The 15,589-nt window shown below is 54.9% G+C and carries 11 protein-coding genes; 5 read left to right on the top strand and 6 right to left on the bottom strand.

Going from position 1 to position 15,589, the window contains the following annotated elements:
* Positions 1–220: 220 nt before the first annotated feature.
* Complete coding sequence (locus tag K9N21_19105; protein MCF8146022.1) at positions 221–1,501, bottom strand: lactate racemase domain-containing protein; 1,281 nt, start codon at positions 1,499–1,501, stop codon at positions 221–223.
* Positions 1,502–2,269: 768 nt separating this feature from the next.
* Here K9N21_19105 and K9N21_19100 point away from each other — a divergent pair.
* Entirely contained in the window at positions 2,270–4,099 is a 1,830-nt protein-coding gene (locus K9N21_19100; protein MCF8146021.1) for a methyl-accepting chemotaxis protein, read from the top strand.
* A 118-nt stretch (positions 4,100–4,217) separates the two neighbouring features.
* On the opposite strand, the gene K9N21_19095 is transcribed toward K9N21_19100, so the two are convergent.
* Positions 4,218–6,779 carry a PAS domain S-box protein gene (locus tag K9N21_19095; GenBank protein MCF8146020.1) on the bottom strand — a complete coding sequence of 854 codons (2,562 nt, stop codon included), beginning with the start codon at positions 6,777–6,779 and terminating at the stop codon, positions 4,218–4,220.
* Between the two features lie 386 nt (positions 6,780–7,165).
* Here K9N21_19095 and K9N21_19090 point away from each other — a divergent pair, with 386 nt between their 5' ends.
* The 3 genes from K9N21_19090 (at position 7,166) to K9N21_19080 (ending at position 11,334) form a co-directional block, all read left to right on the top strand.
* Positions 7,166–7,780, top strand: a complete 615-nt coding sequence (locus K9N21_19090; protein MCF8146019.1) for a TetR/AcrR family transcriptional regulator — start codon at positions 7,166–7,168, stop codon at positions 7,778–7,780.
* On the top strand, positions 7,770–9,896 hold the full coding sequence (locus K9N21_19085; GenBank protein MCF8146018.1) for a SulP family inorganic anion transporter: 2,127 nt from the start codon (positions 7,770–7,772) through the stop codon (positions 9,894–9,896). The genes K9N21_19090 and K9N21_19085 overlap by 11 nt, the downstream gene beginning before the upstream one ends.
* A gap of 199 nt (positions 9,897–10,095) precedes the next feature.
* Positions 10,096–11,334, top strand: coding sequence for a response regulator (locus K9N21_19080; GenBank protein ID MCF8146017.1), 1,239 nt, complete (start codon positions 10,096–10,098; stop codon positions 11,332–11,334).
* A gap of 81 nt (positions 11,335–11,415) precedes the next feature.
* Here the strand turns inward: K9N21_19080 and K9N21_19075 are convergent, their stop codons facing one another.
* A complete protein-coding gene (locus K9N21_19075) occupies positions 11,416–11,874 on the bottom strand; it encodes a hypothetical protein (GenBank protein ID MCF8146016.1) in 459 nt (152 codons plus the stop codon).
* 185 nt (positions 11,875–12,059) lie between these two features.
* Positions 12,060–12,635, bottom strand: a complete 576-nt coding sequence (locus K9N21_19070; protein ID MCF8146015.1) for a hypothetical protein — start codon at positions 12,633–12,635, stop codon at positions 12,060–12,062.
* A 351-nt stretch (positions 12,636–12,986) separates the two neighbouring features.
* Here K9N21_19070 and hisF point away from each other — a divergent pair, with 351 nt between their 5' ends.
* Positions 12,987–13,751, top strand: a complete 765-nt coding sequence (gene hisF, locus K9N21_19065; protein ID MCF8146014.1) for an imidazole glycerol phosphate synthase subunit HisF — start codon at positions 12,987–12,989, stop codon at positions 13,749–13,751.
* A gap of 150 nt (positions 13,752–13,901) precedes the next feature.
* On the opposite strand, the gene K9N21_19060 is transcribed toward hisF, so the two are convergent.
* Together K9N21_19060 and K9N21_19055 are read right to left on the bottom strand one after the other, a co-directional pair.
* On the bottom strand, positions 13,902–15,182 hold the full coding sequence (locus K9N21_19060) for an iron-containing alcohol dehydrogenase (protein MCF8146013.1): 1,281 nt from the start codon (positions 15,180–15,182) through the stop codon (positions 13,902–13,904).
* A gap of 131 nt (positions 15,183–15,313) precedes the next feature.
* Positions 15,314–15,589 (bottom strand): hypothetical protein (locus K9N21_19055; protein ID MCF8146012.1); only part of this gene is annotated, 276 nt, incomplete at its 5' end.

The following is a 15,589-nucleotide window of genomic DNA, read 5'->3' as shown; positions in this document are numbered from 1 at the left end:
CCTTGGCAAAGGCAATCCGGTCGATGAGGCTGTCCGTAAAGTTCTCTTTGCCCACGATGGCCTTGATGGCGTCTTTTATCTTTTCATCCATCGGTTGGTTTTCCTTTCAGATTCTTTTCGATCTGTTTTCCCTGTTCTTCGAATCCCATAATCATCATATCCACTAAAAGATCCAGACGATGGTCTCGTTGACTGGCACTCCGAACCCCCGCTTTTCAACTTAGGCCATCAGGGAGATCAGGTTGCCCGAGGCATCGAAGGAGAGGTCTATGGGATCGTCTGCGATTAGAATACCTTCTCTTCCCTCCAGTTCGGAAAGGCAGCCTTGGGATACGAGCAGTCTGGTCAGTTCCAGGGTGTTCCGGATATGGACCATGCGAAGATCATCCAGGGAATAAGGCCTCAAGGTCATGAGGGCGGCCGCGATCGCATCCCGGTCGTTTTCATAGGTGAGCGGAATTTTGCCTGCTTCTGGGCAGCAGGCAGTCAGGCAGTTGATGGCCGTGGCCGCAACGTCCATCTTGGCCACCAGCCTTCGGGTGGTGAAATCAGCCTGGCCAATGCCGAGTGCGCTTCCTTCCGTCCCTTCCGTGAGGTCCCGGACAAGGATGCGGGTGACCCTTGGAAGGGGTCTTGGGGCCCCGTAGGCGCAGACATCCCGCCCCACCACATTGGGGTCAATCCCCTCGCCGCTGATATCCTTTCCCATTTCATCAATGATCAACAGATCGACTTCGTCCAGGGGGAGGAGGGGGAGGCTTTCTCTCGCCTGTTTCAGCAGTTTTGTCTCCATGGCCTCGATTTGCGGGGCCGGCGCCATTTTCAGCAGGCAGGTATCATGGTCCTGATTCTCCAACAGACCTACCCCGAAAAGGACCCGGCAGCGCTTCAGCAATTTCTTTCCAGCCCCGCTGATGATGGTGAACTGGTCCCGGACAAGGGAGAGCCGATGGTAATGTTCCGCCCCCTTCTGGTTCCCCATGCCGATGGCCATCATCTTAACAAGACCGCTTTCCGTAGGGCCGATGAAATTGGTGTGGGGCTTGATCCGGTTGATGAGGACAATGCCTGCGGCCTCCTGGGCCAGCCGGTCCACGAACAGCGGAATACCGTCGGCCTCGCCCATGGGAACCACGTCCATGGTGGCCTCCACAGGGGCGCCCACCCCCTCCTCCGTTATGCCCCTCAGCCTCAGCACTTCCTTCTGGCCTTCAGCCGTTGCCCCGCCGTGGGAACCCATGGCCGGGGTCACAAAAGGCCTGCACCCGGCCGCCTTGAGCCTCGAAACCACATCTCGCACCACCACCGGGAGATTGGCGATCCCCCGGCTTCCCACACCCACGGCCACCCTGCCCCCAACCGGCAGAGCGAGCCGGTCTGCGAGCAGACCCCACTCCCGCTCTATCTCACCTAACACATCTACCGCCGGCCGGACCCGAAACCGCTGCCGAACCATCCGCATCTTTGGAAGCTGCAACTTCCTGGCAGGCATGACGCCCATATCCTTTCCTCCTTATGGCCCCCTAATCGTAATCCCTGTATCTTATACATGGAAAAGGAATGAATTGCACCTTATCTATCAACACGATTTCATTAGCCGGATGGTTCATCAATACCGCTTTGAAGATGCGCAGGGGTCCGAGTTTCGCACCTTGATGCGGGCGCCTGAAGCAGGCAAAAGATAGTCATGTCAATTGATTGACGATTTGGCTGATTCCCCCGCCGGCCGGCGTGAGGAAAAACCCCTTTCTCCCCTGCCGGGGAGCCTCCTGCCCCTGTTCAGAGACGCAGAACCGGAATGGGGCTGCCCTTGTGGCATGCATTTTGCTGATAAAGTGGTCCAAAAAGGCATGATCTCCTTGCAATGAAACGAACAACTAAAGCGGATACCCGCAACCAATCCCGCCTAGATGTCGCCATATGGCAATGAAAAGATGCCATATGTCGCGATCTCTTTTGTGCCATCTGCCACATCTTGTACAAGAAATTCGATGTGTGTCATATGGCACAATAAAAGGCGGGACTCACACAGAGACACAAAGCACACAAAGGATTTTTTTCTAAAGAAACGGGAACATGCCCTTTTCTCTGTGTTCTTTGGTGGCTCCGTGTGAGTCCATAAAATAAGGCGTACTGAGATACAAACAGGTTTTCTTGTTTTTTGTTACAGGGTTATTGGAAATAAGGTACTAAAAGCATGAGCCTTGGGGAACCATCGGGTCATGGAAAATAACCCGTGGAAGACAAGGGAGAAGATGAGGGGATGAAGATGTTGAACAAAAGAAAGCTCGGTACGCGAATCCTGGCGCCGGTGGTGCTGGTCACGGTCCTCTTTTCGATCGTGTTGTTCCTGTCCGGCAACATGTTGATCGAGAGGACGATTCGGATGAGCCTGAACGATCTCATCAAGGCCAAGTTGGCCGAGATCGATGTCGCTCTGGATCGCGTCGCCGGGGCGGCGCTGGGACAGGCCGCCCTCTTCAGCCGGACGGATCCGGTTCTGGAGGCCTATGCCACTGCCTACCAGGGGAACATCGGCGAGGCGTCGGACCCGTCCCTGGAGAGAGCCCGACAGCAGCTGCGGGGCTATTTCAATTCCATCGAAACCGGCTACCGGGATGTGTTTAATGGAAATGACCTGCGCCTGCATTTTCACGTGCCGCCGGCGCGGAGTCTGCTGCGGCTGTGGAAGAAGAAGCAGGATCGGAGCGACGATTTGAGCGGATTCCGGGAAGCGATCCTGGCCATCAGCAAGGGAAAACATGATCCGATCAAGGGGATTGAGGTCGGCCGGGGCGGTTTCGCGATTCGCGGCATTGCGCCGATCCATTCCGTTGACGGGTCATATGTGGGGTCGGTGGAGGCCCTTTCGGATTTCGACCCGGTGGTGAAAGACAGCGTGTCGGATGACCGTGAGTATCTGGCCGTCTACATGAACAAGGAGCACCTCACCATCGCCACCGGGTTAAAGGATCAGAAGACCCATCCGATCTTGGGGGATGCGTTTGTATTTGTGAATTCGACCCGCAGGGAAGTGACCGACCCGTTGATACGCGCGAGCCTGCTGGAGGAGAGCCAGGTCAACGGAAAGGCCGAACAGGTGATGGGAGACTATATCCTTACGGCGGTTCCCATCAAAAGCTACAGCGGGGAACAGGTCGGTGCGATGGCCTATGTCTACGATGCACGGGGGCCTTTCCGGATGCTGAAGATGATTCGAGCCGGTGTCGTGGGGTTGTGCGCACTCCTGCTGCTGGGGATTGTCGGTCCGCTGGTGTTCGTGGTGCGCTCAATAACGAAGCCTCTGAACAGGGTGATCGAGGCCCTGAATGTGAGTTCGATGCAGGTGCTGGATGCGTCGACCCATGTGGCCTCTGCGAGTCAGTCGCTGGCCCAGGGGGGGGCGGAACAGGCTGCGGGGTTGGAGGAGACCTCGGCCTCGCTGACGGAGATTGCAACATTGGCGAAGGAGAACGCAACCAATTCCCAGTCGACGGTGGATCTAATGAACGCGACGACGCGTGCAGGACAGAGGGCGAATCATTCCATGGGGGAGTTGAGCCGGTCCATGACGGACATCCGTCAGGCGAGTGAGAAGGTCTCGCGCATCATTCGGACCATTGACGACATCTCGTTCCAGACGAATCTTCTGGCCCTGAATGCGGCGGTGGAAGCGGCCCGCGCAGGTGAGGCGGGCGCGGGCTTTGCAGTGGTGGCCGAGCAGGTGCGCAATCTGGCCACCCAGGCGGCGGAGGCGGCCCGCGATTCTTCATCGAGCATCGAAGAGACGGTGAAGAAGGTTCAAACGGGCGACACGTTGCTCGAGAGTGCGATGGAGGCCTTTCGGGAACTGACCGGGAGTGTTGAACAGGCGGAAGTCCTGATCAAGGACGTTGCGGGCGCTTCAGGGGAGCAGGCCCAGGGAGTGGACCAGATCCATTCGGCCATCTCGGAGATGGACGGGGTGGTGCAGAAGAACGCCGCGAGCGCGGAGGAATCGGCGGCCGCGGCCCATGAACTGAGCGAGCAGGCCGGGCAGATGGAGTCCTACGTCAAGGAACTGTCAGTGGTGGCAGATGGGCGTCCCGCGGACGCTTGAGATTACTGTTGTTTAGAGCGGATTATTTTCAAGGTATCTCCCGATCGGTTCCTCATCCTCCTGTCCTCAAAAAGGAAATTCGTATATCAGTAAGCACGGGCCGGGGAAAGGGGCCGGTCTAATCCGCCGCCATAATTTCACCCACTTTGCGAGCCAGATCTCGTACCCTGAAGGGTTTCTGCAAAAAATGCATGTCTTTCTCCAACACACCATGATGGGCGATGGCGTCAGCCGTATACCCGGACATGAAGAGCACCTTAATGTCCGGACGTATTTCTTTAAGTTTATCTATTAATTCTTTTCCGCTCATGAACGGCATTATCACATCGGTAATGACGAGATCAATAGATGTATCGTGCTGCTCGAAAAGCGATATGGCCTCACGGGGGGCTCCGGCAACGATCACGGTATATCCGATAGATTCAAGCATTTCCTGAGTGATGTCGAGAAGCATGGGATCGTCCTCCACCAGGAGAATTTTTCCTGCATTGGTAACCGTCGGGTCTTCTTCGGACACCTCCCGGACTTCTCTTTCCCCTGAGGCACGCGGCACATAGATGTTAAAGGTGGTTCCATATCCCGGTTCGCTGTAGACATTAATAGAGCAATTATTTTGTTTGATAATACCGTAAACCGTGGCCAGCCCCAGACCGGTGCCTTGACCCACCTCTTTGGTCGTGAAAAAGGGTTCAAAGATATGCTGCAGCATTTCTTTATCCATCCCCTCTCCGTTGTCGCTGACGGATAATCGGACATGGGGGCCGGGTGTGCAGCCGATGTGCGTTTTGCAATAGGAGTCCTCCAGGATGATGTTTTTGGTTTCGATCACCAGTTTGCCGCCGCCGGGCATTGCATCGCGCGAATTCACCGCCAGATTGATGAGAATTTGTTCAATCTGGGAAGGATCGAATTTGATTGTCCAGAGATCTTCCCCGGGAAGAACACTCAATTCAATATGCTCACCGATGAGACGGATCAGCAATTTTTGAGTATGGGCCACCAGCTCATTAAGATCGATGACACGGGGATTGATGATCTGTTTGCGGGAGAAAGCCAGCAGTTGCGCTGTGATGTCCCGGGAGCGGGTAGCGGCTTTCTCAATTTGAACGAGATTCCTCAAGACGGGATGCGCTTTGGCCAGGCTCCGCTTGGCCAGGTCCGCATACCCCAGAATAACGCCGAGCATATTGTTGAAATCGTGAGCAACGCCTCCGGCCAGGCGGCCTACGGTCTCCATCTTCTGTACTTGAATCAGTTGACTTTCGAGTTTGGCCTTTTCTTCCTCCGCCCTCTTGCGCTCCGTAATCTCTCTGGCACTGAGCAGGATTTCAACGGGTTTCCCGCTGTCATCGCGAATAAACAGGCCTGTTACCTCAATCCAGACCGTTCCGCCGTCTTTGTGATAGACCTCCACTTCAATCGTTCTCGATCGGTGGGGGTCGACAGGTTCCTGCCCAAACTCCTTTTCCAGCTCCTCCGCCAGTACTGTTTGCACCAGGGCGTAGGATTCGGGAACAATCTGATCCTTTGCCGGAATGCTGGTGATCTCTTCAGGGCTGTAACCGGTTATTCGAATATTGGAGGGACTGCGATATTTGTATTTAAGATTCAGATCCATCACCCAAATAATTTCATGCATGTTTTCCACGATCATCCGATAGCGTTTTTCACTCTCCTGGAGTTCTGTCTCCACCCTTTTGCGTTCCGAGATGTTTCTGCCGACGACCAGAATTTCCGTGATTTTCCCATCCGTGTCGCGGTTAAACGTGCCCGTGATCTCAAGCCAGAGGGGTCTTCCTTCTTTATGAATGGCCTCGATCTCCAGGGTGATCGCCCTGTGGGGGACGGGAGCCGCGGCGCTTTCCTCCAGCGCCAGCTCATCCGCTAGCCTCCGGGTTGCCATGGCAAAAGATTCGGGGGTGAGCAATTGATCCAGGGGGGTGTTGCTCGCTTCTTCGGGTGTATAGCCCGTCACCCACGTACTCGACGGACTGACATAGGTAAACTGCAGGTCCAGGCCGATGATCCAGATGATCTCATTCATGTTTTCGACGATCATTCGGTATCGTTCTTCGCTTTTTCTGAGCTTCTCTTCGACCCTCTTGCGGTCGGTAATGTCCCGGGATACACCACATATTCCGGTCAAAAGGCCCTGCTCATCTCGAATCCCGCCCATCACTGTCTCCATAAAACGGGTCGAGCCGTCCTTATGATAATATTCAAGTACCAGGGTCGCACTCCTCTGCGGATCCGCCCCCTCCTTTTCAAGGGCAAGCTCCCTTGCCAGGGCATCCAACCCGATGGATAATGAATCAGGGGTCAGTTGTTCATCGATGGTTTGAACCATCCGTTCTTCCTGGCTGAATCCAAGCACCGTATGGATGGACGGGCTGACATAGACGGTCCGCAGATCCATGTCTGTCATCCACGCCACATCGATCATTCTTTCGGCAATCACCTGGTAACGCCTGGCGTTCGCTGAGAGATCCTCGACCAATCGGGATATTGAGGAGAGTTTTTCGTCGGTCTTTTCAAGCAATGTATTTACAGCCTTTGCCACGGACCCGAGCGTGCTGTCCTCTGATGCAAAGTCGATCCTGGCCGAATACTCCCCTTTTGCCGCCTGCGAAAGGGCGTTTATAATTTTTTCAATATGGTCTTCATTATATTCTGAAATCATCTCATTCCCTGTTGGTTGGTGTCACTACAGGTGGCAAATCCTTGAAGGTTGCCGAAGGATGTCAAACGGCATGTTCCGCTATATGAATTAATGAGGAGTAGACTGGGGCTATGACTGCTATCATATCGGACCGGCAGTGTCAAAACCTTAGTTGTCGATATCATCATTGGATTGACCATGCAAGAATCCTGCCTCATTCAAGCCAAAGAGAGATGGGAGGACGGAGATTGTGCGACCTTAGTTCACGTTCGGGGGCGGCACTGTTCTAAAGCATACAGAAATTTTTTCCTTCAAGGCATGTTTTTTTCTTGACGCAGAAGCCGGAATTCATTAAAGACCTTTAGACTGAGTGCTCAGTCGGTTTATTTTTGATCAGTTGATATCTTATGTCTAAAAAAGATGCCATTATTCGTGCCGCCACCCTCCTCTTTTCCAAGAGAGGATTCGAGAATACCCGCATGTCGGAAATCTCCCGGATCACGGGGGCGGCGGAGGGGACGATTTTTTACCATTTCAAGAACAAGGAAGACCTCTTCCTGGCGGTTCTTGAGCAGTTCCGGAAAGATGTCATCACGGAGTTTGACCGTTATCTGGGCAAGATGAACTTTCAAAACGGGATGGAAATGCTGGAAGGATGCATTTCCTGTTATCTGTCCCTGGCAGAGACCATGGAAGAGCGTTTCCTCCTCTTGCATCGGCATGATGCCTATGAACTTGCGAGGGACAACGCCGCCTGCAAAGGGCATCTGGAGGCCGTGTACAACGGCTTTGTAAACATTTTTGAAACGGCCATTTGCAAGGGAATGGAAGATGGATCCATGGCAGTCATGCCTCCCAGGAAGGCCGCATTGATCATCTTTTCCATGGTGGATGGTCTGGCAAGGTTCAGCACCTATGAACTCTACGATGCAGGCTCGCTTTACCAGGAGTTGATCGCAGTCTGCCGAAGAATGGTGGGAAATCAAGGAATTTCAACAACAGGTGATGAGAATGCTGACTAAAATTTTCCCGTTTATTTCATGGTTCAAGGATTACAACATGAGCAGTTTCAGAATCGACGCCATCTCCGGTCTCACGGTGGCGCTGGTTCTCATTCCCCAGTCCATGGCCTATGCACAATTGGCCGGTCTTCCTGCCTATTTCGGGCTCTATGCCGCATTCCTCCCTCCCATGATCGCATCCCTGTTCGGCTCCAGCCGACAGCTGGCCACCGGTCCTGTGGCGGTCGTTTCCCTGATGACCGCTGCTTCCCTTGAACCGCTGGCCACTGCAGGCAGCGAGGGCTATATCGCCTACGCCATTGTGCTTGCCCTCATGGTGGGCGTATTCCAGTTCACTCTGGGTCTCTTGAGGCTGGGTCTCGTGGTCAATTTTCTATCGCATCCGGTGGTAAACGGCTTTACCAATGCGGCAGCCATCATCATCGCCTCCTCCCAGCTTTCCAAGATGTTCGGCGTCTATGTGGACAAGGCTGAACACCATTATGAGACCATTATGCGGGTTATCGAGGCCGCCTTTCAGTACACCCATTGGCCGACGTTTTTGATGGGGGCTTTTGCATTCGCCATCATGTACGGGCTGAAATGGATTTCACCCAAGATTCCCAATGTGCTGGTCGCAGTGGCCGTCACGACCGTGATTTCCTGGGCCACCGGATATCAGCACAATATCTCCGTTCCCATTGATCGCATCGTATCCCCCGAGGTAAGGGAGTTGATCGGCGAGTTCAACAGGGTGACCTTGAAACTGCCTGAACTTGCGGAGGAACGGGCAGCGGCGAATAAAGCCATTGAAGCATCCAAGAAGGCCCATGATATTCAGCAGGTCCTGGACGCCGAACACGCTGTAACCACCCTTACGTTTCATATGGAACGCCTCAAGGAAGATGCCCATGTCTACCGTGAGCAGATCAGACGTCTGATATTGAGGGGCGTTCAGGAACCGGGCGGGTCTCTGAAATTTTATCCGGAGGGCCGTCTCCCGGCCGGGGCCGAGCATGATGGCCGTGTCTGGCGCCTCAAGGTAGGGAACACGCCGCTGGATGAGGATCAGTTGATCCTTATGGGCGGCGGCGCGGTGGTCGGCGAGATTCCCAGCGGATTGCCGTCTTTCAGCATCCCAAAGGTCAATTCCGGTATCCTCCTGCATCTCTTCCCGTATGCGGCCATCATATCCCTCTTAGGGTTCATGGAAGCCATCTCCATTGCCAAGGCCATGGCCGCCAAGACAGGTCAGCGGTTGGACCCGAATCAGGAACTCATCGGCCAGGGGCTGGCCAATATCTGCGGCGCCATCGGCAAGAGTTATCCCACATCCGGCTCTTTTTCGAGATCCGCGGTCAATCTTCAGGCCGGCGCTGTTTCAGGACTTTCCAGCGTATTTACGAGCATTACCGTGGTCATCGTCCTCCTCTTTTTCACGCCCCTCCTCTACTACCTCCCGCAGTCGGTCCTGGCTGCGGTGATCATGATGGCGGTCATCGGCCTCATCAATGTATCCGGGTTTGTACACGCCTGGAAGGCCCAGTGGTATGACGGCGCCATTTCCATTATTACCTTTGTGGCCACCCTCGCGTTTGCGCCCCATCTGGACAAGGGGATCGAGATCGGTGTGGTGCTCTCCATACTGGTGTTCCTCTACAAGAACATGCGGCCCAAGGTCGCCTCCCTGTCGCGGCACGAGGATGAGGCGCTTCGCTGCGTGACCACACATGGGCTGAAGGAATGTCCGTACATCTCCATGGTCCGGTTCGACGGGCCCCTGTTCTTTGCCAATGCCAGCTATCTTGAGGATAAAATTACGGAATTTATGCGCAACAAAAAGGACTTGAAACATATTATCATCGTGGCGAACGGCATCAACGATATGGATGCATCAGGGGAAGAGACATTGTCCTTACTGGTGGACAGGGTCAGAAGTGCGGGGCTGGATATCTCCATGAGCGGCGTGAATGAGTCGGTCATGAGTGTCATGGACCGCACCTATTTTACCGCAAAAATAGGGAAGGACCATCTGTACCCGACCATGGAAAAGGCTATTGAGGCCGTTCATAAGGAGACGCATCCACCGGGCGAGGAAGATCTCTGTCCCCTTCTTCCGGTATGCCGCCCTGCATAAGACGGATCGAAGGAGTTAAGGCAACGCCGGATCCTCGACCTTTCCGCCTTAAGGGAACTAACCTGTCTGGTTCGGAGCATACCTTCTGAATCGAGACGAGGTGAGTTCCACATCGGGCAACGGGGAGACTGGCTGTTGGGGGCACAATGGGGTATGATGACAACGCTTCTATATACCATGAAAAGAAAAGGGGTTTGAAATGACAGCAATCAGCATATTCAGCGGCATCTTTTGCGGCGAAGAACCTGTGGTCGCCGCACTGGTTTCCGAAACAGGTTATGATCTGGTCAGGGACACGGATATTGTTCTCGAAGCGAGCCGACTTTCAGGCCTGTCCCAACAAAAAATAGGAAGGGCGTTTTCGGGGAAGACCTCGGTATTCAATAAGTTCACTCACGAGAGGGAGCGATCAATCGCCTATCTCAAGCTAGCCCTGGCGCAGAAGCTCTCGGATAAAGACCTGGTGATCGTTGGATTCATCTCTCATCTGATCCCCCAAAAGCTGGGTCATGTGCTTCGAATCTGCCTTATTGCGGGTATCCCCTTCAGGATAGACAGGGCCCTTCAGGATCGCGGCCTGAGCGAACATGATGCAACGAGGCTTATCCGGAAACACGACGAAGACGCCGCCGCCTGGGTCCATGCCCTGCTGGAGGAGAATGACCCTTGGAATGCCGCGCTCTATGACATGCTCCTGCCCACGGACAAGATGGATGTGGATGCTATGGTCGGCCGTGTCCGGGAGGTCATGAAGAAAGAGGTAATGAAAAACACCCCGCAATCAAGAAAGGCGATGGAGGATTTTCTCCTGGCCGCCAATGTGGAGGTGAGCCTGGCCAATGAAGGACACAATGTGGGCGTGGAAGCGAAAGATGGGGACATCACCCTGACGATCAATAAGCACGTTCTCATGTTAAGCCGGCTCGAAGAAGAACTCATCAAGATCGCGGATCAGGTCCCTGGGGTGAAGGCGGTGACCACCCAGGTGGGGAAAGGGTACTATCAGGCGGATATATACCGGAAACATGATTTTGAGATACCGTCAAAGGTCCTCCTCGTGGATGATGAACGTGAGTTCGTAGAGACCTTGTCCGATCGCCTGGTGATGCGGGAGATGGGTTCGGCCGTGGCCTATGACGGGGAATCGGCCCTGGAATTAATCAAGACGGACGAGCCGGAGGTGATCATCCTGGACCTCAGGATGCCCGGGATCGACGGTATTGAGGTCTTGAGAAGGGTGAAGCAGACGAACCCCGAGATTGAGGTGATCATCCTCACGGGCCATGGCTCAGAGGCAGACAAGGAAACCTGCATGGGCCTGGGGGCCTTCGCATATCTTCAAAAACCGGTGGATATCGATAAACTGAGCGCAACCATCAAAAGCGCCAATGAAAAAATCAGGCGCAGGAGTAGATCCCTTGGAGGGCCGGCCCTCTAAGGGGGCGCCATGGCGGTCCGGTTCAGGGCAGCTCCAACAGAGCATCTTCGCTTCTTGCGTAGAAGTTTGAGGCAAAGGGGTCTATTCCCACGGGCCGGCCGGCCCCCATGGGCCCCATGGACCCCACAGACCCCAGTTCATGGAGGCATTCGCGTTCATTTCCGCTGCCATGCGCTGTTCATCAGCCATCTCCTTTTGCAGGGCGAGCTTCTGATAGCGCTGATAGGCCCCTTCATTCCCCACATAGATGCATTGACAGGCTGCGGCGTCTGCGTAGACATAATAGATCTTACCCTCGTGCTGGTGGGGGACGAGCCTTCGCTGGGTCAGGGTCTTCAAGTGATCGAGCTTGTCAGGCGTGTCGGCGAGACGCATCTGGAACCCTGAGGCGGCGAGGAGGCGTTCCATGTCCATGGCATTCTGGTTCTGGATGGCGGCGCAGGCAGACAGGCCGAGGGCCAAACCGGCAAGTACAATGATCCGTTTTAAGCCATTTTTCAGGGCACAAACGGAGATGGCAGGCCTTCCAATTTTGGGCATTGTGTTTCCCTCCTTATAATTTCCCTACCGTCTTTTCAGCGCTGGTCGGATTGTACAGAAACTTCTGAAGAGACCCAATGTCCGGCATCAGCATCCAATGAAACAGCAGGCTTCGATACGCTGAAAGCTTGAGGAGCCGACATCCCGTAACGAGCAGCCAGCAACCAGCAACATAGGGGCCTCGGCTACTTCGGATAACGGGCGAGGATGATCGAATGGTCCTTGAAATTGACAGTGAACAGATCCCCCTCATTGAAACCGGTATCGATCAGGTGGCCTTTGGGGATGAGGATCCCCTCCCGGACCATTTTAACGGGTCCGGTATCCCGGTAGAGTCCTTCCACATCGATATATCTTTTGATTCGATAGCTGAGATGGGCGACTTTCTGCTGGAGCGTCTGGAGGGACATCTGCGCCGCTTCGCAGATCTTGTCCGCTTCTTTGTACTTTTGTATCAGCATGAGCAACTGCTTGTCAGAAACCATAGCGGCTCGTGCTTTTTCCGTATCAGGGGGCCTTATCTCGACGACCGGCGGTTTTGGTTTGGGTCTTACGGCCTCAAGGTCCACTACCGGATCCTGACGAACCGGTTTCTCCTTGGGATGTGAATCCGCTTTCGGGAGAAGATCTCTTATCATATCATCCCATTGATTCAATTCAGGCAGGATGTTGTCGACCTCTTCGTTCAATACCGGATGGTCATTCCAGACCTCTTCCAGGGCCTCGCCTTCTCCGCTTTCCTTCAATTCTTCTTCTGTCATCACCCGATCTCCTTTTGCCCTTGCTTTTCAACCTGTTGAGAAAAATTGGAGCCAACCAAAGATGCGCCGTGGCCGTTCAGCCGGGGTTTGTGTTGAGATCCGGAATATTGAATTCGAAGCACTTCTGCTGTGTTCGGTAAAGTTAGCATAGAAAACGCACAAAGTAAACTGGCAAAATAATTCTGGTCAAAATGATTAAAAAATGAGTTATTGGATAATATTAGGCAAGGATGGTTTGTGCGGAGGGCATGAAAACGCAAATTTCTGTCCGGCAAGGGTTTGGGTTGAAAAGGATGTGGATTTGGTGTAATCAATGGGGCTTCAAAAACATTGACAAGGAGGAGCGGTTGAATGGAGACGATAAAGATCATGCCCTGTCTGGATATGAAAGAGGGACGGGTGGTGAAGGGGATTCATTTTGTGGACCTGAAGGACGCGGGAGATCCGGTGGAGAATGCGCAATTCTATCAGCAGGAGGGGGCGGATGAACTGGCCATGCTGGATATTGCTGCGACCCTCGAGAACCGGAAAACGCGGCTGGAGTGGGTCAAGAACGTTTCGTCCGTCATACAGATCCCGTTGACCGTAGGCGGCGGGATCGGGAGTCTGGGCGACATCGAGGACGTGCTACTGGCCGGGGCCGCCAAGGTATCCATGAACAGTGCTGCGGTGAGGCGTCCTGAGCTGATTGCCGAGGCGGCGGATAAGTTCGGCAAGGAACGGATTACGGTGGCGGTGGACGCCAGGAGAAACAACGGCATGCCTTCCGGATTTGAACTGGTGGTCTCCGGGGGAACCCTCCCCGTGGGGCAAGACGCCATTGAATGGGCAAGGCGATGTCAGGAACTGGGGGCCGGCGTGATCCTCCCCACCAGCATGGACGGTGACGGCACCCAGGCCGGCTATGATCTGGAATTTACAAAGGCGGTTTCCGATGCCGTGGATTTGCCGGTGGTCGCCTCAGGGGGGGCCGGGACCTTGGCGCACTTTTATGAGGCGGTGGTCTCGGGGGGTGCGCAGATCCTTCTGGCCGCCTCTGTGTTTCACTTTCGCACCTTTACCATCGGGGAGGTAAAAGCGTACCTGAGGGACAAAGGATTGCCGGTCAACTTATAACCGATAAAAAAACCAGGCCAAACGGCCTGGTTTTTTTTATCGGCTCTGGTTGCTGCGCGGCAGGCAGGCCCATCGAAGAAAGGGGAAAACTCAAGAGCTGGAAACTCAACTTACCCTCGTTCTTACCCTCTACCCGGGAACTCTCGCCCGCTACCAATAGCGCATGGCGTCCTTGAAGATCTTTTCCAGGTCTTCAGCGCCGACGGGCAGGGGCGCCAACTTGATCACCCGGTGCTGAGGGAGGGTTCCCTCCACCAGTGCGGGAATATCGTCCACGGTGTAACCGATGGCGGCGAGGCCGTTGGGTATGTGGAGTCGTTTCATGAATTCGATGATCTGATCGGCCACCACAATGCCGGCATCCTCCAATCGGGCCCCCGATATGTCCGCGCCCAGGGCCTCGGCCGCCTGGAGATGCCTTTCGGGACAGGCCGGGCCGGTGAAGCGGAAGGCGGCCGGGGCGTTCAGGACCACGGCCATGCCGTGGGGGACCAGAGGGTGATCCTGGGGATAGCCCTCGGCGATATATTTTTTAACCATGCCTGAAACCGGGTAGGACATCCCGTGGGGGAGGGTGACACCGGCGTTGCCGAATCCCACGCCGGCAAAGGAGGCGGCAAGGGCCATCATGCTCCGGGCCTCCACGTCTTCCGGATGTTCAACCTCCCGGACCAGATATGTGGCCACCATTCTCATGGCCTGAATGGCCCAGAGATCGCTGACCGGATTGGATCCCTGATAGGCGGGCCGCAGGATCGGATGCTCGGGCCGCGGCCGCTTGTTAAAGGGAAGGGCCGTATAAGACTCCACCGCATGGGTGAGGACATCCAGTCCGGTGCAGGCGGCCACCAGGGGGGGGAGGGTGGCCGTGTTTTCAGGATCGATAATGCCCAGCGTGGGTTTGAGCCGGCGATGGGCGATCCCGGTCTTGGCGTGCATCTCCTCCAGATCGAAAATGGCCACGCCGGTGGTCTCACTCCCTGTCCCGGCTGTGGTGGGGATGGCAAAGAGGGGCTTGACCGGTCCCGGTACGGGGAGTCCCTTGCCGATGGGCGGGTTGACATAGTCAAGAAAATCCTGGGGCGGATAACTCATATAGAGATTGGCCACCTTGGCCGTATCGATGGTGGAGCCGCCGCCCACAGCCACGAACGCATCCGGGGCCTCGGATCGTGCAGCCTCGATGGCCTGCTTCATGGAGGTGTCGGTGGGCTCGACGCTCACCTGGTCAAATACCGAAAATCCAATGTGCTGGTCTTTCAGGGATGTCAGAACCTTGTCCACCGCGGACGTGTTTCTGAGCCTGGGGTCGGTAAGGACCATGGCCCGCTTGACGCCCAGTTCGTCCAGGTCCATGCCCACCTCCCGGCTGGCGCCCAGGCCGAAGCGAAGATTGGATGTGGCCATTTCAAATGCATAATCGTATTCCATTGCTATCCTCCTTTGGTGATCGGTTTGAACTCCAGGTCGCAGCAGCTCTCCTTCCATTGATCGATCTGATCCTGATACGCGTCACATCCGGTGGCCCTATTGCAGTCCATGCAAATCACCCTGGCGTTCACTCACCGGCCCACGATGGTCGCTCTGCCGCCGCAGAATATACAGACCAGATTATCCATAGCCAAAAACAGTTTCATCCGAAGACACGAAGCGCTTTCTTGCCGCGGCATCGCCGCAACCGAAAAGGTATTGGTGCAAATCCCGGAAATTTTCCGAGCGCTGGATAAGGCACCAACTTTTCCCCATGGTCCAGAGGAGCTGAAGACATAGCCTCTGACCAGATGCAGATACTCTTGCTCCAGCCGATTCATAAACCATTTTGCATCATACGTCAAATA

This window comes from Deltaproteobacteria bacterium (genome assembly GCA_021737785.1).
GTDB lineage: Bacteria > Desulfobacterota > DSM-4660 > Desulfatiglandales > Desulfatiglandaceae > AUK324.
This window is presented reverse-complemented; position numbering and strand designations above follow the sequence as displayed.